This is a genomic window from Defluviimonas aquaemixtae, assembly GCF_900302475.1.
GTDB classification, from domain to species: Bacteria; Pseudomonadota; Alphaproteobacteria; order Rhodobacterales; family Rhodobacteraceae; genus Albidovulum; species Albidovulum aquaemixtae.
In genome coordinates, this window is the sequence record NZ_OMOQ01000002.1 from 562,501 (window position 1) to 582,533 (window position 20,033).

The following is a 20,033-nucleotide window of genomic DNA, read 5'->3' on the forward strand; positions in this document are numbered from 1 at the left end:
TCCGAATGGGGAAACCCACCTGACAGTTCGTTATTGTTACGCAAGTACTCAATAATGGGCTGAAACAGGTACTTATGACCTGAATACATAGGGTTTTAAGAGCGAACCCGGGGAACTGAAACATCTAAGTACCCGGAGGAAAGGAAATCAATAGAGACTCCGCTAGTAGTGGCGAGCGAACGCGGACCAGCCGAGCCATGAGAGTGACTAGAATGATCTGGAAAGATCAGCCACAGCGGGTGACAGCCCCGTATAGGAAGCTCAATTGGACGTATTAAGTAGGGCGGGACACGTGAAATCCTGTCTGAAGATCGGGGGACCACCCCCGAAGGCTAAGTACTCCTTACTGACCGATAGCGAACCAGTACCGTGAGGGAAAGGTGAAAAGCACCCCGACGAGGGGAGTGAAACAGTTTCTGAAACCGGACGCCTACAAGCAGTCGGAGGGGCCTTGAGCCCTGACGGCGTACCTTTTGTATAATGGGTCAACGACTTGGTCTCACGAGCAAGCTTAAGCCGGTAGGTGTAGGCGTAGCGAAAGCGAGTCTTAAATGGGCGAATGAGTTCGTGGGATCAGACCCGAAACCAGATGATCTAGGCATGAGCAGGATGAAGGTAAGGTAACACTTACTGGAGGTCCGAACCGACACCCGTTGAAAAGGGTCCGGATGACTTGTGCCTAGGGGTGAAAGGCCAATCAAATCTGGAGATAGCTGGTTCTCCGCGAAAGCTATTTAGGTAGCGCCTCGGACGAATACTCTCGGGGGTAGAGCACTGCATGGGTGATGGGGTCCCACAGACTTACTGAGCCTAAGCAAACTCCGAATACCGAGAAGTACTATCCGGGAGACACACGGCGGGTGCTAACGTCCGTCGTGGAGAGGGAAACAACCCTGACCTACAGCTAAGGCCCCCAATTCGTGGCTAAGTGGGAAAGCATGTGGGATTTCCAAAACAACCAGGAGGTTGGCTTAGAAGCAGCCATCCTTTAAAGATAGCGTAACAGCTCACTGGTCTAAATAAGAGATCCTGCGGCGAAGATGTAACGGGGCTCAAGCCACGAGCCGAAGCTTAGGATGCACAGCAATGTGCGTGGTAGCGGAGCGTTCTGTGATACAGCACCATCCGATTTTAACCTTCTGTTCAGAAGGTTCCGGTCGGAAAGGTGCTTACTGTGAAGCCGGGCCGTAAGGCATCCGGTGGAGTGATCAGAAGCGAGAATGTTGACATGAGTAGCGACAAACAGGGTGAGAGACCCTGTCGCCGAAAGTCCAAGGGTTCCTGCTTAAAGCTAATCTGAGCAGGGTAAGCCGACCCCTAAGGCGAGGCCGAAAGGCGTAGTCGATGGGAACCAGGTTAATATTCCTGGGCCAGGAGGATGTGACGGATCTCGAGGGTAGTTTCTTCTTATCGGATTGAAGAGGCTGCTTAGAGGTTCCTGGAAATAGCCCTCCATTAGATCGTACCCTAAACCGACACAGGTGGACTGGTAGAGAATACCAAGGCGCTTGAGAGAACCACATTTAAGGAACTCGGCAAAATGCTCCCGTAAGTTCGCGAGAAGGGAGCCCCGTCTGTAGGCAACTATGGGCGGGGGGCACAAACCAGGGGGTGGCGACTGTTTACTTAAAACACAGGGCTGTGCGAAGCCGCAAGGCGACGTATACAGTCTGACGCCTGCCCGGTGCTGGAAGGTTAAAAGGAGGAGTGCAAGCTCCGAATTGAAGCCCCAGTAAACGGCGGCCGTAACTATAACGGTCCTAAGGTAGCGAAATTCCTTGTCGGGTAAGTTCCGACCTGCACGAATGGCGTAACGATCTCCCCGCTGTCTCAAATGTGGACTCAGCGAAATTGAACTGTGTGTCAAGATGCACACTTCCCGCGGTTAGACGGAAAGACCCCATGCACCTTTACTATAGCTTCGCACTGGCATCAGGATTGTGATGTGCAGGATAGGTGGTAGGCTTTGAAGCGGGAACGCCAGTTTCCGTGGAGCCTCCCTTGAGATACCACCCTTCGCACTCTTGATGTCTAACCGCGGCCCGTTATCCGGGTCCGGGACCCTGCGTGGTGGGTAGTTTGACTGGGGCGGTCGCCTCCCAAAGAGTAACGGAGGCGCGCGAAGGTTGGCTCAGAGCGGTCGGAAATCGCTCGTTGAGTGCAATGGCAGAAGCCAGCCTGACTGCGAGACTGACAGGTCGAGCAGAGTCGAAAGACGGCCATAGTGATCCGGTGGTCCCGAGTGGAAGGGCCATCGCTCAACGGATAAAAGGTACGCTGGGGATAACAGGCTGATGGTGCCCAAGAGTCCATATCGACGGCACCGTTTGGCACCTCGATGTCGGCTCATCTCATCCTGGGGCTGGAGCAGGTCCCAAGGGTATGGCTGTTCGCCATTTAAAGAGGTACGTGAGCTGGGTTTAGAACGTCGTGAGACAGTTCGGTCCCTATCTGCCGTGGGTGTAGGATACTTGAGAGGAGTTGCCCCTAGTACGAGAGGACCGGGGTGAACGTTCCACTGGTGGACCAGTTGTCGTGCCAACGGCAGTGCTGGGTAGCTATGAACGGACAGGATAACCGCTGAAGGCATCTAAGCGGGAAGCCCCCCTCAAAACCAGGTATCCCTTGAGAGCCGTGGAAGACGACCACGTCGATAGGCCGGAGATGTAAGCGCAGCAATGCGTTCAGTTGACCGGTACTAATTGCTCGATAGGCTTGATTTGATCCAGCAGAAGTCAGACTTCTCTGGTCGAAAGCCGACTTGGACTGTTCCGAGCCCCTCAGGGGTTCGGCGTTGATTGTTGTGCTTCTTTCTCGGTTTGGTGGTCATAGCACGAGCAAAACACCCGATCCCATCCCGAACTCGGCCGTTAAGTGCCGTTGCGCCGATGGTACTGCGTCTTAAGACGTGGGAGAGTAGGTCACCGCCAAACCTAGTAAGAAGCACATGTATCTCTCGACGATGCGGCCCCACACAATCTCGTTTGTTCCGGGCCGACCTTGGCGCGGGGTGGAGCAGTTCGGTAGCTCGTCAGGCTCATAACCTGAAGGTCGTAGGTTCAAATCCTACCCCCGCAACCAACGATACTTGCGATGCCTCCGCCGGTCCTGCCGCGGAGGTTTTTGCTTTTGGGACTGCCGCCCGCCGCGATCGTCTGCTGCGCCCTCCCGCAACCAACGATTTCTGCGAAAGCAGGTTGTCCAAAGCCTCGGCCTCCGAAAGGAAGTCGGGGTTTTGCTTTCCTGCTGCAAAGCGGAGAATCGCCCCCAGGTCGCCGCGAAGGACGATGGAGAGTTCGCCGTCCTCGGGCACGAGGGTGATCTCATCGACCAGTGACCGAAGCACGTCGACGGCGGCGCCACGATTTTCCTCGGATTGCAGGTTCTCGCAGAGCTTCGCGATGCGATCCTGATACATCCGTGCCATGTTCGGGTGCAGCAATGGCGGCGGCTCATCGGCATTGTCCAGAAGCTCGCTCAACTGCGACTTCCTCGCCTCCAGCTTCTCGGCCTTGTCTTTGAGCTTTGCAGGCGGGAAGCCCTGAAGAATGGCGTCGACCATCTTGTCGAGCTCTCGGTCAACCTTCTCGAGTTCGCTTCTCCAGCCGGCCAGGTCCGCCCCGCGCTCGACCCGGAGCCGATTTACTTCCCGGGTGAACTCCGCGCAGAACTCATTGAAGAGTTCTGGCGACATGAGATGCTTCCGAAGGCCATTCAAGATCGACGCCTCCAAGGCATCCCGACGGATGTTCAGACGGTTATCGCATGTGCCCTTGTTCCGCGACGCTGCGCAGCCAAGCAGGTCTTTCGAGATCAGGGAGTACCCACCACCACAGCAACCGCACTTGATAAGGCCGGCGAAAAGGTGCTTCGGCCGCCGTCTATCGTTCATCGGATTACTGCCTGTCGGTGACGTATCAAACGAAAGGCTCTTTTGCCTTTTCTTCACCGCGTCCCAGAGATCTTGGTCCACAATCCGAAGGTCCGGGACCTCCTGGACAACCCACTCACTTTCCGGGTTCGGGCGGGAGACGCGCTTACCGGTGTCTGGATCCTTCATGTATCGCAGACGGTTCCAGACGAGCCTACCGATGTAGAGCTCATTGTTGAGAATCCCTGTCCCTCGTTTCGGGTTGCCGTGAATCGTGGAGGGCCCCCACTCCTTGCCCTGTGGTCCGGAAATGCCCTCCCGGTTCAAGGTCATCGCTATCGTCCGCGATGATTGTCCGGACAAGTATTCCCGGAAGATGCGCCGAACGACGTTTGCTTCGGCTGGGTTGATCTCCCGCTCGCCCCGATCGTCCGGATCCGCCGTGCGAACGACGTCATACCCAAAACAAAGCCCACCACCAGAGCGACCCTTCTCGACGCGCCCGCGAAGACCGCGCCTGGTCTTGTCAGCCAAATCCTTAAGGAAGAGTGCGCCCATCGTTCCCTTGAGACCGATGTGCAATTCGCTGACCTCACCTTCGGACAGCGTCACGATACTCACACCTGCAAAGCGCATCCGCTTGTAGAGCCCGGCGATGTCCTCCTGGTCCCGAGAGAGACGATCCAGCGACTCCGCGAGGATCACGTCGAAACGCCCCTTCAGCGCATCCGAGATCAGTTCCTGAACGCCGGGCCGAAGCAGGGACGCCCCGGAAATCGCGCGATCCGTGTAGCTGTCGATGATCGTCCAGCCTTCCCGCTCCGCGCGTGCACGGCAGATGCGCAGCTGGTCCTCGATCGACGCATCACGTTGGTTGTCAGATGAATACCGAGCGTAAAGCGCTGCCTTCATGCGATAGCCCCCTTAATCGCGGAGGCGAGCCCGTGCATGCCGCCTGTTCTCAGTCTCAATGAAATCTCTCGCCGCCTGCCGCGCCAACAAGCGAACAAGGTTGACCAGCCGCGGATCATCGCCAGCCGAAGTGAGGCGCGCGATGGTGTTCGCGGTCGTTCCGCTACCCCGAAACGAGTCCTGGGCGCCTCTTGAGGCGTTAGCCACCGGCCTGCTTTCCTGGTCCCTTTCCATGAGCGCCAGCCTGCCAGAGGCTGGCGCACGTACGAAGTAAAAAGCCTATGTATAATAGCGGATTGAAGGTGAGGTGAGCGCACATTTTCGTAGCTTGGCGTATAGATGGCTGCTCTAGCGTCGCGCAAATCGGCGGCCCGAAAGCCGGAGATACTGCGCTGTTCTATGCGAATTCCCACCATTTAGGGGCCCTAAGCTGTGGCAGGGCCCGAAGACCGTTGCCTGAACGAAGTCTGCCATAGGCCGCACGAATCGCGCAACGTAGGTGTCACTAAGGCGCGGGAAGCCGCCACTGGCCAAGCGAGAGAGCAAGAGACTGGGAGGGGTGCCGTGACGGGTTGAAGGCTGGAGGAGAGGCCTCCGGCGGCCGTCGCGGAGGATTCCCAATGAACAGCGAAATCATCGATGCCGGGCGTGACATGAGCGGCGGCTACAGGGTGGATATGTCGCGCGGCACGAACGTGGACCGTGTGTCGTCGGAGTGGTTCTCGCGGCCCGACGACGAGCGGTATCTGTCGCTCGACGATCTCTTCGCATCCGTCAAAGGCCGGGCGGAGCGGAGCCGGACGCGCACGGTGGAAAGTGCTGCGATCCGGGTCGAGGCGCATCGCGACAACCCGGAGAAGCTGGGGCTGGTCCTGCCCGGTGCGGATGAACCCATCGCGCCGACGCATTGGTCCTTCGGTCAGCTCTCGAGCCTGGTCGGCGCACCCGCGGCCTATTTGCGGCAACTTCCCGCGCCGCTGGCGGGCATCAACCTGCAATACAGCCTGACCAATCACCGGGCCGAGCAGATCAAGACCATGGAAGTTGCGGATGGCCGCACCGAACTGCGCGCCGTGACCGGACCCGACTACGGCCGCATCTACGACCACGAACTGGTCTCCGCCGTGCAGCGCATCGCGGGCAACGGCACGGGCGACACGCGCTGGAAGGTGCCGGGCGTGCTCGACTGGTCGACGGGCATCTACAACCCGCGCGTGGACGTGACGAAGGAGACGACGACGCTCTACGCCTCGGACCGCGACGTGTTCCTGTTCCTCGTCGATGACCTGAACCCCATCGAGGCGGGGCTGCTGCCCGACGGATCGCCCGACCTCTATTTCCGGGGGTTTTATTGCTGGAACTCCGAGGTTGGCGCCAAAACGCTTGGCATCGCCAGCTTCTACCTGCGCGCGGTCTGCCAGAACCGCAACCTTTGGGGCGTCGAAGACTTCCAGGAGATTACGATCCGGCACTCGAAATACGCCGCCTCGCGCTTCGCCCACGAGGCCGCTCCGGCGCTGAGCCGCTTCGCCGAGTCCTCGCCCGCGCCCTTCATCGACGGCATCCGCGCGGCGCGGGAGAAGATCGTCGCGCGGTCGGACGAGGACCGTCAGGACTTTCTCCGCAAGCGCGGGTTCTCGAAGGCGGAAACGGGGCGGATCGTCGAGACGGTGCTGGCCGAGGAGGGCCGCCCGCCGGAAAGCGTGTTCGACTTCGTGCAGGGCATCACGGCGGTCGCCCGGTCGAAGCCGCAGCAGGATGCGCGGCTGGTTATGGAGGGGAAGGCGAAGGGGCTGTTGGAAAGGGTGACTTAGGCGGTATCTTCGGGTGGCGGGCCAAGACAAGGTCCGCCACCCGAAAACGGGGAGGAACAGCCAAATCGTTACCTTTGCCCACACAGACGGCTTCGCCGTGTTTCTTCGGTACTTGCCTTGAGTGTGCAATCCACGGATACGATTTCCAAATCTCGATATTTGTTCTTGGAGCTCGCTAATGCCAATGAACCGCTGGCTGAAAAAATACACGAAATTGGAGCACTTGGAGCCGACGTTTAGGGCGCTGCAACTGCATCTGGGAGACCCGAAGGAATGGGATGACAAGAATGATAGCGAGTGTATCCGCATATATTCTGAGAGGTTTCCCGAGCATGAAATCCGAGGAACTTGTCTTACGGAAGCATCAGATAGGTTTCATTTCTGGCATGTTTTTGGTGAACGTGAGAATGGTGTATGCCTTTGGTTCGAAAGAGACAGCCTTATCGATGACATAAAACAGGACGGGTCACTTCTTGCTGACAAAGTTCGATATCGGCTACCCGCAGAACTGAGTCAGTTGGAGCTCCGTTTGATCCCATTTGCCAAAAGAAAACAGTACCGCGATGAATGCGAATTTCGTGTTCTTAGAATTCATACAAATCCGGGAATAGACGCCGATAAGTTTTCTTTTTCCGCTAACAGCCTCAAACGGATCTATCTAAATCCATGGTTATCGCCGAAGGAAGTGAAGCGAGAGAAAGATAGGATTTCAGGGCTGCTGAAAGATCACCTGAAGCATGTTCGCGTGATGCAAAACCGGTCCCTGAAGCAAAAAGCGTGGATTGATGCTGTGTCCGCCAGGGTTGGAACGAACCATTAGACTTGTAGTTTGTGCTGCACCGCTGTGCCGCCGCTTCCGGCGAATTTTTTTTTCCGTCGCACTCGTCAGAGTTAGAGGGGTGCCGGGTTTTCCGTGACGGGTTTGGAGGTCGGGAGAGAGGCTCCCGGCTGGCCCGTCGCGGAGATATCCCGATGACCAAGCAACAGAAAATCACCCTTAGCGCCTCGCGAGACATCCCCTTCCACAAGCTGATGCTCAGCCAGTCGAATGTGCGCCACGTTAAGGCAGGCGTCTCGATCGAGGAACTAGCCGAGGACATCGCGCGGCGCACGCTGCTCAGCTCCATCACCGTGCGGCCTGTGCTGGACGAGAGCGGCGCAGAGACCGGCATGTACACGATCCCCGCCGGCGGGCGGCGGTTCCGGGCGCTCGAACTGCTCGTCAAACAGAAGCGCATGAACAAGACCGCGCTGGTCCCCTGCATCGTACGCACCGACGGGCTCGCCGAGGAGGACAGTCTCGCCGAGAACGTCCAGCGCGCGCCGCTACATCCGCTCGACCAGTTCCGCGCCTTCCAGGCAATGCGCGAGAAGGGCCGCACAGAGGAGGAGATCGCAGCGGCCTTCTTCGTCTCGGCCAGCGTGGTCAAACAGCGGCTGAAGCTCGCCGCCATCGCGCCCTCGCTGCTCGACGCCTATGCCGAGGAGGAGATGACCCTCGACCAGCTCATGGCCTTCACGGTCAATCCCGACCATGCGCGGCAGGAGCAGGTCTGGGAGGCGCTGCAGCGGCACTTTTCGCGGCAGCCCTATGAGGTCCGCCGCATGCTGACCGAGGGCGCGGTGCGGGCCTCGGACAAGCGGGCGCAGTTCGTGGGGCTCGACGACTACGTCGAGGCCGGGGGCGAGATCCTGCGCGACCTGTTCCAGCAGGACGACGGCGGCTGGCTGCAGGATGCCGCCCTTCTCGACGTCATGGTGCGCGAGAAACTGGTCGAAGAGGCCGAAGGGGTGCGTGCCGAGGGCTGGAAATGGGTCGAGGTCGATACCGAATTCCCCTATGGCCACACCTTCGGGATGCGCCGGATCAATGGCGAAGCGGTGCCGATGAGCGACGAGGAGGCTGCCAGTTACCAGTCGCTGACGGCCGAATACGACGCGCTCGAGGCCGAGCATGCTGAGGCCGACGAATTGCCCGACGACGTCGATGCCCGGTTGGGCGAGATCGAGGAGGCGATGGAGGCACTCGAAGCACGCCCGATCCGGTACGAGGCCGACGACCTCGCGCTGGCCGGAGCCTTCGTCAGCATCGACAGCTCCGGGCGGCTGCGCGTCGAGCGCGGCTACGTGCGGCCCGAAGATGAGCCGGTCGAGGAGGTGGAATACATAAGCGAAGTCCAGTCGGACGCGCCTCCCGAGGAGGAAACCGACGACACCGTCATGTCCACCACGGAGGACGAGGAAGAGGATGACGGCCTCAAGCCGCTCTCCGACCGCCTCGTCATGGAACTGACGGCCCATCGCACCCTGGCCTTGCGTAATGCGCTGGCCCAGGACCCGCAGGTGGCCTTCCTCGCGGCCCTGCACGCGATGGTCTTGCGGCTCTTCTACCGCTACGCCGTCGACAGCTGCGTTGAGATCGAACCGCGCAACGCGGGTTTCGGATCGCAGGTGCCGGGCCTCGGCGACACGGCCTACGCGCAAGCCATCGACCAGCGCCACGAGACCTGGGCGCGGAACCTGCCGAAGGCATCCGAGGACCTCTGGGAGGTGCTGACCGAGTTCGACAGCTGTAGCCGCGAGGCGCTCTTCGCCCATTGCGTGGCGATGAGCGTGAATGCCGTCCACGACCCCTACCAACGCCGACCGCGCGCCATCGCGCATGCGGATGTGCTGGCCGGGACCGTCGGGCTTGACATGGCCAAGGCGGGCTGGACGCCGACGGGTGACAGCTACCTCGGCCGCGTGACCAAGGCCCGCATCCTCGAGGCCGTGCGCGAAGCGAAGGGTGAGGACGCTGCTGACCGGATCGCCGGGCTGAAGAAGGCCGAGATGGTGACCGCTGCAGAGGACCTGCTCTCCGACACCGGCTGGCTGCCGCACCCGTTGCGCACGCCGCCGCTGCCGGAAGAGGACGCACCGGAGATCGAGCTGGTCGACGACGCGGACCGCGCCGACGATGACGCTTCGAATGACGATCCCGACAGCGGCGAAGCGCAATCGGCGGAAGACGGCGGCGAACCGGCTATCGGAGATTCCGCCCCCTCGGGGGAAGATGATCCCACCGCCGGTGACGCCTTCGCGAGGACAGCCGCCGAGTGACCTTCGAGCAGGTCGGGACCTTCCCCCAAGGTCCAAAGTCAGGGGCCCGTCAGTCATGGCGGGCCCCTGTTTTCGTCCAAACTTGTTGGAGGCTGCCATGACGAGCCCCGCCACCGAGCTTTCGCGCCAGCTTTCCCAGAATGCGGAAGCGGTGTGCCGACACTTTCTATCGAACGGCCGGAAGCAGGGTCACTACTGGCTGGTTGGCGACGTTCAGAACACACCGGGCCGATCCATGTTCGTTCGGCTATCCGGGCCCCTGTTCGGCATCCGTGCCGCCGGAAAATGGACCGATGCAGCCACGGGGGAGCATGGCGATCTACTCGATGTCATCCGCGAAACCTGCGGCTTGGTCGACTTCAAGGACGTTGCCGATGAGGCCCGACGCTTCTTGAGCCTGCCCTTACCTGATCCTCCCCGACAGCATTCTCCACATTCACAGCCACCAGCTGCCACCGGATCTCAGGAAGCGGCGCGACGCCTGTTCGCAATGGCCGTGCCGATCCGTGGCACTCCGGCGGAAACCTATCTGCGCGGGCGCGGCATCGGAACGGCCGACCGAATGACAAGCCTGCGGTTCCATCCCGCCTGTTTCTATCGGCCCGAAGGCGGCGGGCCGGTCGTGCGGCTTCCGGCCATGCTGGCCGCCATCACCGATCTCGAGGGCCGCCAGACCGGGACCCATCGCACCTGGCTGCGCCCGGACGGGCACGACAAGGCCGATATCGACACACCGCGGCGCGCGATGGGCGCTTTGCTCGGGAACGGGGTGCGGTTCGGCGTGCCCGCTGACGTGCTCATCGCGGGCGAGGGGATCGAGACGGTTCTTTCCGTGCGCTCGGCTCTGCCCGAAATACCCGCCCTCGCGGCGCTGTCGTCGGGACACCTGGCCGCCATCCGGTTTCCCGCTGGTCTGCGGCGGCTCTACGTGTTGCGCGACCGTGATCCGGCGGGCGCGGCGGCAAGGGATCGGCTAGCCACTCGCGCAGCCGAGACTGGCATCGAGGCGATGACCCTCACGCCTCGACTGGGCGACTTCAACGACGATCTCCGGCGCTATGGTCTGGCGGCCTTGCAAGCGCGTTTGCGGCTTTATCTCCACGCCGACGACGCCGCGCAGTTCGTGCCGGTGTGACAGGGCGGCAACCGGGCTGGCGCTGCACGGCTCGCAGCATTGTTTTCGGAGGGGGGCCGCGTGGGTCCCATCCACGGGAAAGGCCGGCGCGCACGGCCTTCTCAGAGGGCAGGGGGCCCACAAGCGGCACGGCCCGGCAATGGCCGCGCTCCGGCTATTTTCCGCCGCGCCCCGCCGGGGCGCTTTGCATCGCGAGCCAAAATAGCTGGGCTTGGCCATCAAGGCCCTCGCGAAGGGCTCGGGCTGCCCGGCCGTCCCGCCCGTGGGCGCGTTCCTGCCACGAAGGCCGCGTGCGGCGCGCGGCTCCCCTGAGGAAGGACCCCGCAGATGACCCTCGATCCCGAAACCGATGCCCATGAGCCGCATCACAGCACGTCCTCGACCGCCCATGTCCTGACCGAACTCCAGCTCTACGGCTGGCGTCCCTACGAGGATGAACCCGATCCGCGCCCCTTGCCCGAGGGCTGCCAGATCGCCGGTGCCGTCGCCGATATCCTCGACGTCCTTGTCGCGACGCTCGGTGACACACGCCTCGAACCCGAACTAGACGAACTCCTCTGGGGTGCGGTCAACCTCTTCCACCGGGCGCTCGCCCGGGCCGAGCGGCAACTCGACGACAACGAACAGGCACAGCGTCGCCTGCAGCGGGAACAGGACGGCTCCGAAGTCAAATCCCTCGAACTCGAACGCCTTCTGGCTGAGGGGCAGAGCATGGTCGAACGGCGCACCGCGCTGGAACTCTTCCGCGACCTCGCGGCGGAGGGCTTCGAGCAACACCTCGGCAAGCCCTGGCATCCCCGGACCGGCTCGCGCGTCAGCCATCGAAACCTGACCGCCGCGATGATCGACAGCCGGGATTTCCTCACAGCCCGCCGCCGGGCCGAGGCGCAGCTGCTTCTGCCCGACGGTCCCAAGGTGGCCGTGACCGGCGGGGCGGATTTCAACGATCACCGCCTGATCTGGGCGCGGCTTGACCGGGTCCATGCCAAGCACCCGGACATGGTGCTGCTCCACGGCGGCTCACCCAAGGGCGCGGAACTCATCGCCTCCCGCTGGGCCGATCACCGCATGGTGCCTCAGGTCGCGTTCCGGCCCGACTGGACCAAGCACGGTCGCTCGGCCCCGTTCAAACGCAACGACGCGATGCTGGACGTTCTTCCGATCGGGGTGTTGGTCTTCCCCGGCACCGGGATCCAAGAGAACCTTGCCGACAAGGCCCGCAAGCTGGGTATCCCGGTCCTCAAGCATCACAGCGGCGCGTAAGCGCCGCCCTTTCTCTGAAGCGACACTTGTCTCACAGCGTCGGAACACGAACAGATCCGCAACATCGAAGAACGAACGCTTGACCGAGATCATCGTCTAGTCTTCCGTGAAGCTATGAAGGACATTGTAAGTCGACTCCCATCGCGAAGAAGGCGACAAAAAGCACGCCGGAAACGCCACGCGGATTCGCCGGTGAACGGGAGACATCCTGAAAATTTATCAAAGTGTCTTCGGTCGAAGATTTGTTAAAATGCGAAGAACCTGTTCTGCATGACGAAAGAGAAGCCATGACTGTTCATTTGACGGCGCGAATTGCTTGGCATGACAACGGTTGGGACGGCCGCATTTGCGAACATCCAGAACTGAACAGTTACTGTGTAGGATGCCAGTCCTACCCTGGCGATGTTATTGCCCGCGAGCGGCAAGTAAATCAGGAAATGGCAAATGCCGGAAGGCCGATCTCAGATTTAAAAAGCTCTGAGTTACCGCCCTGCGTCTATAGTGCCAACGCATTCGGGCCGGACACAATACGTGGATATTCAAACCCACCCGACTTCTTTTTCGATGGCGCTAGCCGTGCGGAATGGGACATTGCTCCGGCAACAACATGTGTATGGCCATACGAGGCTATGTATAGCGAAGATGTCTACGAGAACGGGAAGCTGGACAACAACCGGCGCTCCGAGAACGCCGACGCATTCTTCGCAAGTATTGAAGCTGCGAACAGCTTGATCTTTTACTATGCGAACTATTCCAACCCCTTCAGCGAGGAAGAAAATCCTCGCTATGTGCTGGTCGGGGTTTCGCGGGTCAAGAACGTCTCCGATCGCCTGCTTTACGACGACGTGAGCGATGACATCAGCGCGAGATTTGCAGGAGGGATGATTTGGGGGCGCAACGTGACCTCACTATACCCCGATGAAGGGTTGCGTCTCCCATATCATCTTTATCGAGATGACCCCGAGGCGCTCAATAAATTTGTGGTCTATCCGGACAATCCGCGGACTTGCAAGTATGGCGCTCGACTTCTGACCAACGATGACGCCATTGGACTGCTTGAGCAATTTCTCGGCGCCATCCGAGAGTTGAAGGCTCTCGGCGATGAAAGCGAGAACTGGGACGAGCGGGAGCGCTGGATTCTTGGTTGCATTGCCGAGCTTTGGAATAAGCGCGGTTTGTACCCCGGTCTACTCAACGTCATGCGGTTTCTTCGAGCCGATCAGGCAACCGACCATGCTCGTCGTCTCATGGCAGAAGGTAAGTCAAAAGAAGCGCACAAGCTCTTCTTTGACGCTGTGGATCACAATGTCGAGGTGGCGCCCTATGGCCTCATGGGAAAGCCGCTGTCCAAGCTGGCAAGGCAGTGGTTGCTCAAGCCGGACGATGCTAGGACCCTGCTCAGGGACGTGCTGCCACGGCTCGATCTGACTCTCGATCAGATCGAAAGGATTGTCAGCGAAGACGAACGCTTGCGGGCAGAGCATGGGCTGACAGGCGATTGCAGTGCCCCTGCGGAAAACCCCTACGTTCTCTCGGAGAGATATGTCGGCGATAGCCCCGACGACACCATCCCATGGGGGACGATAGATCGTGGGGTGCTGCCTTCGCCGGAACTGGGAGGCGAGCCTCTCGCGGACATGGAGTATGACGATGCAAGGCGCTTTCGGGCGCTTTGCGTGGAGCAGTTGAAGAGAGAGCCGAACCAGACCTTCAGGGCTGCGGACGGCATTCTTGCAGAAGTGAATGCACGCCTGCAGAAGCTTCCCGAATGGAAGTCCGCACACTTCACGGCAAGATATTTCGAGGTCGATCGCGCAACGCTTGAAGAAGCGCTGGTGTTGCGTGAGGAAGAAAACAGACTTTGGCTCTATCTGCAGGACGTCTATGACGATGAGAGAGACATTGAAGACGCACTAACAAATCTGTCCGGGCGCGCTGACGTTCAGTTGCAGCGCCCGTTCTCCGAAAGCGATTGGCAGAATGAAATTCTCGACAAGAAAAGCTCTCTTCTCGCCAAAGCACGGGAGCTATATACGCAGGCGGTAGCGGCTCAGGCAGAAGCCTGTGAACTAATCTTCCGCCGCCCACTGGCCGTCGTGACCGGCGCTGCTGGCACAGGAAAGACGACTGTCATTTGCGCAATCATACGGGCTGTCCGTCAGACCGAAGGAGACGGCGCGCCTGTTACTGTCATGGCACCAACCGGCAAAGCCTCGGACCGCGTCCGCGCAAAGCTTCATGAACGCGGAATTGAACGCGTCGAGACCTCTACCGTCCACTCGTTTCTGGCCAAGGGCGGCTGGCTGAACAACAACCTGACCTTCAGGCGAAGCGGAGTAAAGCGTAAGGGCGGCGGCACAATCATCGTGGACGAAGCCTCGATGCTTGACCTTGGGCTTATGGCCAGCTTGGTTCGTGCAATAGATTGGCGACAGGTGCGCCGGTTCATACTCGTTGGTGACCCCAATCAGCTTCCTCCTATCGGAAGAGGCCGGGTATTCGCGGATACGATTGTCTGGCTCGACCGAAAAGACAACGGAAGTATTGCGCGTCTCGATCAGAACCTCCGGCAAATGGGGAATGCCATTTCGGGGCAAGGCACCGCCATACTCGACCTTGCTGACCTGTTCGTAGGTGCGTCGGCGCGTGAGGATGGAGACGCAACCTCACCGCAGGCTGAGGCCCTCCTATCCGCCGTTCACAAAGGCGGAAATGTTGATACAGACCTTCGCGTCATCTACTGGGACGACCCTGCAACGCTGGCAGAGCGACTAATCAAAGAACTCGAAACAGATATGTCTACGCATACCGGCCAGGCATTGAATGAGGACAAGCCCTACGAACTCTGGCGAACTGCTTTTGAGTGGATGCCGGAAAAATACCAAGTCCTTACGCCGCACCGCGCAGAGCTTCATGGCGTTGAAGCTCTGAACGAAGCACTGCAGCAGCGGGTAGCAAGGGGGACGATGAATTGGTTTGGCGCTGTGGACGGTATCACGCTTTTTGACAAGGTAATCCAATATCGGAACAGGCCCAAGTCCAACCCGATCTGGGCGTACAACTTTAACACCCGGAAATCAGAACGCTCAGAGATATTCAATGGTGAGATCGGCTTCGTGCAGAAGCATGGGTTTGACGTGAAGAAGAACCGGTTTCGAATGAAGCGGTTTCAGGTCAAGTTTGCAAGAAAGGATCACCTTGGATTTGCCTATGGGCGCGATCTCCCAAATGGCGGATCGGAAAGTGTGGAAAGCAACCTTGAGCTTGCCTATGCGATCTCAGTACACAAAGCGCAAGGGAGCGAATTTCAACATACCTATGTCTTGGTGCCGAAATCGAAAGCGCGCTCGCTTTCATCTGAATTGATCTATACGGCGCTCACACGCGCAACTAGACACTGCACCCTTCTCGTTCAGGGCGATATCTCGACTTTGCTATCGGCCAGGCGGCCAGAAAACACTCAGACTGCTTTGATCAACTCCTTCCTTTACGAGGGATACTTTCACGCCGTCCCCGACGAGCTAGTCCACCGCAAAGACTGGTATGAGGAAGGAAAAATCCACGAAGCCCTAAGTGGCGACATGGTCCGTTCGAAATCTGAATTGATCATTGCGAACTTGCTTCACGAGCGTGGTGTCGCTTTTGAATATGAAACGCCATTGATCGCGCCCGACGGTACGATGTTCCTTCCCGACTTCTCGGTGACTTGGAACGGTGAGACGTGGTACTGGGAACACTGGGGAATGATGTCATCGGAAATATACGCAAAGCACCGGGACAAGAAAAAGACTTGGTATGCAAAGCACTTCAATGGAAAGCTTCTTGAGACTTTTGAGGGGCCCACTCTGAGCGCCGACGCAGCTCGAATCATCGATGGCCATTTCTTGTAGGCTTGGGAAACACAGAACCTTCGGTTATTATCCACTCAGTAGAACCGGCGAAGCAGCATAGTCGCAGGCGGTGCGCACACGTGGGTAGCCTGTCGTGATCCTCACAGTCACCAACCCATGGAGGCGTCCATGTCGCTTGTTCTTCTTGCCATCTCTCTGTCCATCGCCCTTAGCCTGCTTGCCTTCCGCTTCGCGGTCTTCGCATTGCCGGTCATGGCCGGGATCGCCGCGTTCCTGCAGGTTCATGGAGGTGGGGCCGGTTTCGGCCTGTCCTTCCTTGCCGGACTGGCGGGGGCGGCGCTCTCCGTCGCGCTCGTCATTGCCATTCTCGGCTTTGCTCGGAACCCGCTCCTCCGCCTCGGGGCGCTCGGCCTCTTCGCGGTGCCCGCCGCCGTGGCGGGTTACGCGCTGGCCCATGGCGTCGCGAAACATGCGCTCGACCCGGGCTTTATGCTGACGCTTCTCTGCGGCGGATGCGGCGCGGTCGTCGCCGTTGCGGCGATGATCAACCTCAATACCTTGGGCGAGGGGCTGCTCGACCCGTAGCCCTTGGTTGCGGCCGTCCCTCGTCAATTGATCGCAGGCGCGGTGGAAATCTGCGCATCGACGGTTCTTGGCTGATCGCAGGCCAAAGCCCGAATCATCCCTCTCTTCTCGCATGACCATGGACCAACCGGGCCGATGCCTGTGAGTACGGTGAACGATGCCTGACGTGCTCGGTTCTGCCTGCGGTTTCTGGCCATCGGACACGGCGCAGCTGTGGCACGCGAAGGTGGGTGCGTGAGGCCGATTGCCGATGGGCGCGTGATCTGGGGGCCAAGTTGCCCTTCGCGAGGAAGATGGTTCGGTACTGCGTCTCCGTTGCCGCTCCCCCGAGAAGACCTGTGCCTCCTCCTGATTGATCCCCTAAGCCCGTCCGTCCGAGGCCAGCAACCCCGCGCGGCGGGACCCGTGTTGGCGTGTTCCACGCCTGCCCGCGCCACGTCCCGCCTTGGGGGTCGAGCGGACGCCGGGAGCGTCCGTGCAGGCCACGTCCAGCGGTCTTTGACGGGCCTCATCGGAGGGACGGTCCCTCCGGATGAAGCAACGGAGACATACCATGCAGAACATCGTCATCCTCGCCGGCAACATCGGCCAGACCCCCGAGACCCGCACCACCCAGGGCGGCACCTCGATCACCAACTTCACCCTTGCCACCTCTCGCCCGCGCTATTCCGAAGGCCGGGTCGTCCGCGACGAGAACGGCTACCGCGTCCAGGACACCGAATGGCACCGCATCACCTGCTTCAACGGCCTCGGCAAGACGGTCCAGCAGTATTGCGAGAAGGGGATGAAGCTCCTAGTCCGTGGCCGCATCCACTACACCAAGTGGACCGACGCCGCGGGCGTCGATCGCTACGGCTGCGAGATCATCGCCGAGACGGTCGACTTCCTGACCAAGGCCAAGCAGGCCGAGGACGAGGATCCCTCATTCATCGACGATGAGGACGACCAGTCCTGACCCGGCAACGAAGCCCGGTGGTGCGAGCCGCCGGGCTTCTCCGCTGGCAATGTCCGACACTGTTCACAATTCGTATCACTCGGCGACATCCCGCCGCGCGCAGCCGCCGAATTAGCAGTGAATCGCGCCTTCGCCGGCTCCTAGGCGATCCAGTGCCCGAAACGGCCGCTGACCGCGATGATCACTGGCAAGCCCCCGGAAATGCGACTAAAATAGTCGTAGTTCTGGCATGTGTGAATGGCCGGGTGGGAGGTGATCATCATGATCACCGCCCGACAATCGCGGGCCGCGCGCGCATTGCTGGGATGGACGCAGCAGACGCTAGCCGATAGGGCCCTGGTATCACTGACCGCACTCAAGCGGCTCGAATCCGAGAAGGACCTTCGCGTCTACGAGTCGACAGAAGATCAGGTGCGCCGGGTTTTCGAGGATGCCGGGATCACCTTTCTGCATGTGGACAAGGGTGAAGGCGTCTTGCTTGACTTGACCAAGGCGAAAAAGGCCACGTGATTGTAGTTGGTTGACGCGGGTATCGGTGACGCGCCTGTACGAAAGGGCAACTTCGGGAGGGGGGTCGTTTCTGCGATCCTGTAGGCACATGGCACAGGGCGAGACGACATTCCTGGATGCTCCGCCGGACAGCAATACGCTGACCGAGTATGATCGATCGCACATGGTTCTCTACCTCCGCTTGTTCGACGCTGCCGAGGAAGGCGCCGATTGGCGAGAAGTGGTCGAGATCCTGTTCGGCCTCGATCCGAAGTCGGACCCCGAGCGCTGCCGGGACGTCTACGATAGTCACCTGGAACGGGTCCGCTGGATGACCGAGCACGGCTATCGCGAGCTACTCCAGCGCGGCGGCGACCGCCCAAGCGGCTGAGTTACGCCGAATCCCGCCCATGCCAATTGGGTTAGACTCCTGGAAATCAATCTGCGCGTGTATAATGCTGCGTTGCAGCAGAGGCTGTGGAAAGGAACTTCTGATGCCGTCGGAATCGTCCGGCTGGCGTTCCTCGGCAGAGTACGACTACGTCGAAGACCTGAGCGCGTCCGATCTTGCCTGGGAATGGCTGCGCCGCAACAAGCGCTATGCACAGGATTACGCGGCCCTCTCCAAGGCCGCACCGGACGACGCGTCTCTGAAAGATGCGCTTCTCGACAAATGGGGGTTGCGATTTCGCGGTCGATCCCAACCTCCCGGCTCCAAAGGCCTGCGCGCTCTGGGACCCCCGGATCGATCCCTCGGTGGTCGTGCTGCAGAAGGTTCCGGAGGTCTTGAGCGGCGGGGCGGAACCGACGATCCTGCCTGAAGGGACAACCAGATGCGCCCAGGACGGCCTCCACCATCTTTTTGGTCCGGGGCGGCAGGTTCGCCTGCAGCTTCTGCAAGAAGATCCGGACAGCAATGCGCTTGTGGCGCTCGTCCCGCTCAATCAAGACGGCTTCGCCCGACTCAATGCTATCTACAGGTTGCTCGCACAGCTTCACGGCAGAAAGATTCCTGCCGACAAGCGCCTCACCCACCAGAAGCGAATGCGTGCCAAACGCATGTTGCAGGCATATGACGGGCGCGTGGCCCGAGCGTCGCAGCGCGAGATAGCCGAAGTTGTCTTTCGGCTATCCCGGGTCAGCCGGGACGAGTGGCAAAGCGCGCCGGAGCGCTTCGCGGTCATGGCCTTGCTGCGCGACGCGCGAAAGATGGTTGACGGCGGGTATCATGCGCTGCTGCGTTCGAGGAGCGTGCGACGATGACATCCGGACCAGGAATCGTTGGGTCAAGCAGCGTCGAGGAACTATCGTTCTGCCGTTAAGATACGTAGATTTGAAAGGATCTGGCGACGAATTTCCTCGGTTTGAGTTCCTAGGATTGTTGCCATCATCTCAACGGCTCTCTGGACGTCGCCTGGCGCAATCGGCTCGTCGCCGCGGAGCACGAATGGTCCGTCGGTTTCCGTCAGTATCCGATCGTTTGGAATGTCGCACAGTAGGCGCTTGCCGCTTTTGGAATTGAGCATGCGCTCATTTATCGAGAAGTAGCATCCTCTATCGACTGCCCGTCGGACGTCCGAGTGGCTGCCATTGAACCAGTGTAATACAACTCGCGCTCGGTCCGGCGACAAGTATTCATCGAGCATATCCAGAACTGGTTTCGCCGCTCGGACGCTGTGCAAACTCATAATCTTGTCGCCTTGCTGAGCGCAGGCTCGAAGAATTCTGCCAAAGACTGACTGTTGTAGCTCGAAAGAGCGATAATGAGCGGGCCCGCGATCAAGCCCGATCTCACCTACGTAACGCGTCTGCGGCAGGAGCTTCTCGAACAGTTCAATCTCAAGATGCCGATCAGCGACGAGCTGCGGATGAAGACCGAGCCCAATTCTTACGAAGTCGCTGTTCGCAGAAAGTTTGACATTCCTTTCAAACGCCTTTGGGGTCGTCGTGACCGCCAAGGTCGCTACGCGCTTGCGATCGCAGGCCGCAATTGCTCTCGCGAGATCGGGATAGAGGTCGAGATGCGTATGGAAATCCACGTAGTGAGGCCGCATGG

The 20,033-nt window shown here is 59.9% G+C and carries 14 protein-coding genes, 1 tRNA gene and 2 rRNA genes (1 of these 17 running past the window's edge); 15 read left to right on the forward strand and 2 right to left on the reverse strand.

The window, feature by feature from the left end; genetic code table 11:
• The 3 genes from DEA8626_RS14525 to DEA8626_RS14535 all read left to right on the forward strand — a co-directional run.
• Positions 1-2,723: ribosomal RNA gene (locus DEA8626_RS14525) — 23S ribosomal RNA — on the forward strand (it extends 113 nt beyond the left edge of the window).
• Positions 2,724-2,818: 95 nt separating this feature from the next.
• Positions 2,819-2,933, forward strand: a 5S ribosomal RNA gene (gene rrf, locus DEA8626_RS14530).
• A gap of 71 nt (positions 2,934-3,004) precedes the next feature.
• A tRNA-Met gene (locus tag DEA8626_RS14535) sits at positions 3,005-3,081 on the forward strand.
• Here the strand turns inward: DEA8626_RS14535 and DEA8626_RS14540 are convergent.
• Positions 3,038-4,783, reverse strand: a complete 1,746-nt coding sequence (locus tag DEA8626_RS14540) for a recombinase family protein (protein WP_108854073.1) — start codon at positions 4,781-4,783, stop codon at positions 3,038-3,040. The two genes, DEA8626_RS14535 and DEA8626_RS14540, sit on opposite strands and share 44 nt — an antisense overlap.
• 620 nt (positions 4,784-5,403) lie before the next feature.
• Between DEA8626_RS14540 and DEA8626_RS14550 the strand changes: the two genes are divergently transcribed.
• From DEA8626_RS14550 to DEA8626_RS14600, 12 genes are all read left to right on the forward strand, one after another.
• A complete protein-coding gene (locus DEA8626_RS14550) occupies positions 5,404-6,597 on the forward strand; it encodes a DUF932 domain-containing protein (RefSeq protein ID WP_108853941.1) in 1,194 nt (397 codons plus the stop codon).
• Between the two features lie 178 nt (positions 6,598-6,775).
• Positions 6,776-7,417, forward strand: coding sequence for a hypothetical protein (locus DEA8626_RS20850; protein ID WP_146188872.1), 642 nt, complete (start codon positions 6,776-6,778; stop codon positions 7,415-7,417).
• Positions 7,418-7,569: 152 nt separating this feature from the next.
• Positions 7,570-9,699: a ParB/RepB/Spo0J family partition protein gene (locus DEA8626_RS14555; protein WP_108853942.1), complete on the forward strand. Its 2,130-nt coding sequence runs from the start codon at positions 7,570-7,572 to the stop codon at positions 9,697-9,699.
• 97 nt (positions 9,700-9,796) lie between these two features.
• Positions 9,797-10,834 carry a DUF7146 domain-containing protein gene (locus tag DEA8626_RS14560; RefSeq protein ID WP_108853943.1) on the forward strand — a complete coding sequence of 346 codons (1,038 nt, stop codon included), beginning with the start codon at positions 9,797-9,799 and terminating at the stop codon, positions 10,832-10,834.
• A 327-nt stretch (positions 10,835-11,161) separates the two neighbouring features.
• The gene (locus DEA8626_RS14565) at positions 11,162-12,097 is read left to right on the forward strand and encodes a DUF2493 domain-containing protein (protein WP_108853944.1); all 936 of its coding nucleotides are present in this window, start codon (positions 11,162-11,164) and stop codon (positions 12,095-12,097) included.
• Positions 12,098-12,384: 287 nt separating this feature from the next.
• Positions 12,385-15,987, forward strand: a complete 3,603-nt coding sequence (locus DEA8626_RS14570; protein ID WP_108853945.1) for an AAA family ATPase — start codon at positions 12,385-12,387, stop codon at positions 15,985-15,987.
• A 129-nt stretch (positions 15,988-16,116) separates the two neighbouring features.
• Entirely contained in the window at positions 16,117-16,533 is a 417-nt protein-coding gene (locus tag DEA8626_RS14575; protein WP_108853946.1) for a hypothetical protein, read from the forward strand.
• Positions 16,534-17,086: 553 nt separating this feature from the next.
• Positions 17,087-17,488, forward strand: a complete 402-nt coding sequence (locus DEA8626_RS14580; RefSeq protein ID WP_108853947.1) for a single-stranded DNA-binding protein — start codon at positions 17,087-17,089, stop codon at positions 17,486-17,488.
• Positions 17,489-17,749: 261 nt separating this feature from the next.
• Entirely contained in the window at positions 17,750-17,998 is a 249-nt protein-coding gene (locus tag DEA8626_RS14585) for a helix-turn-helix domain-containing protein (protein ID WP_108854074.1), read from the forward strand.
• An 88-nt stretch (positions 17,999-18,086) separates the two neighbouring features.
• On the forward strand, positions 18,087-18,368 hold the full coding sequence (locus tag DEA8626_RS14590; protein ID WP_108853948.1) for a DNA -binding domain-containing protein: 282 nt from the start codon (positions 18,087-18,089) through the stop codon (positions 18,366-18,368).
• A 103-nt stretch (positions 18,369-18,471) separates the two neighbouring features.
• Positions 18,472-18,798, forward strand: a complete 327-nt coding sequence (locus DEA8626_RS21365) for a transcriptional regulator domain-containing protein (protein WP_181366454.1) — start codon at positions 18,472-18,474, stop codon at positions 18,796-18,798.
• Positions 18,734-19,240 (forward strand): DUF2285 domain-containing protein, encoded by a 507-nt coding sequence (locus DEA8626_RS14600; RefSeq protein WP_181366455.1) that lies wholly within the window; start codon positions 18,734-18,736, stop codon positions 19,238-19,240. Before DEA8626_RS21365 ends, DEA8626_RS14600 begins: the two co-directional genes overlap by 65 nt.
• Before the next feature lie 41 nt (positions 19,241-19,281).
• Here the strand turns inward: DEA8626_RS14600 and qatD are convergent, their stop codons facing one another.
• Positions 19,282-20,031: a Qat anti-phage system TatD family nuclease QatD gene (gene qatD, locus DEA8626_RS14605; RefSeq protein WP_108853950.1), complete on the reverse strand. Its 750-nt coding sequence runs from the start codon at positions 20,029-20,031 to the stop codon at positions 19,282-19,284.
• Positions 20,032-20,033 lie beyond the last annotated feature (2 nt).

What these genes read in the sequence shown, in the direction of transcription:
- DEA8626_RS14540 (WP_108854073.1), bottom strand. Translation starts at nt 4,783, where the DNA reads ATGAAGGCAGCGCTTTACGCTCGGTATTCATCTGACAACCAACGTGAT.
- DEA8626_RS14550 (WP_108853941.1), top strand. Translation starts at nt 5,404, where the DNA reads ATGAACAGCGAAATCATCGATGCCGGGCGTGACATGAGCGGCGGCTAC.
- DEA8626_RS20850 (WP_146188872.1), top strand. Translation starts at nt 6,776, where the DNA reads ATGCCAATGAACCGCTGGCTGAAAAAATACACGAAATTGGAGCACTTG.
- DEA8626_RS14555 (WP_108853942.1), top strand. Translation starts at nt 7,570, where the DNA reads ATGACCAAGCAACAGAAAATCACCCTTAGCGCCTCGCGAGACATCCCC.
- DEA8626_RS14560 (WP_108853943.1), top strand. Translation starts at nt 9,797, where the DNA reads ATGACGAGCCCCGCCACCGAGCTTTCGCGCCAGCTTTCCCAGAATGCG.
- DEA8626_RS14565 (WP_108853944.1), top strand. Translation starts at nt 11,162, where the DNA reads ATGACCCTCGATCCCGAAACCGATGCCCATGAGCCGCATCACAGCACG.
- DEA8626_RS14570 (WP_108853945.1), top strand. Translation starts at nt 12,385, where the DNA reads ATGACTGTTCATTTGACGGCGCGAATTGCTTGGCATGACAACGGTTGG.
- DEA8626_RS14575 (WP_108853946.1), top strand. Translation starts at nt 16,117, where the DNA reads ATGTCGCTTGTTCTTCTTGCCATCTCTCTGTCCATCGCCCTTAGCCTG.
- DEA8626_RS14580 (WP_108853947.1), top strand. Translation starts at nt 17,087, where the DNA reads ATGCAGAACATCGTCATCCTCGCCGGCAACATCGGCCAGACCCCCGAG.
- DEA8626_RS14585 (WP_108854074.1), top strand. Translation starts at nt 17,750, where the DNA reads ATGATCACCGCCCGACAATCGCGGGCCGCGCGCGCATTGCTGGGATGG.
- DEA8626_RS14590 (WP_108853948.1), top strand. Translation starts at nt 18,087, where the DNA reads ATGGCACAGGGCGAGACGACATTCCTGGATGCTCCGCCGGACAGCAAT.
- DEA8626_RS21365 (WP_181366454.1), top strand. Translation starts at nt 18,472, where the DNA reads ATGCCGTCGGAATCGTCCGGCTGGCGTTCCTCGGCAGAGTACGACTAC.
- qatD (WP_108853950.1), bottom strand. Translation starts at nt 20,031, where the DNA reads ATGCGGCCTCACTACGTGGATTTCCATACGCATCTCGACCTCTATCCC.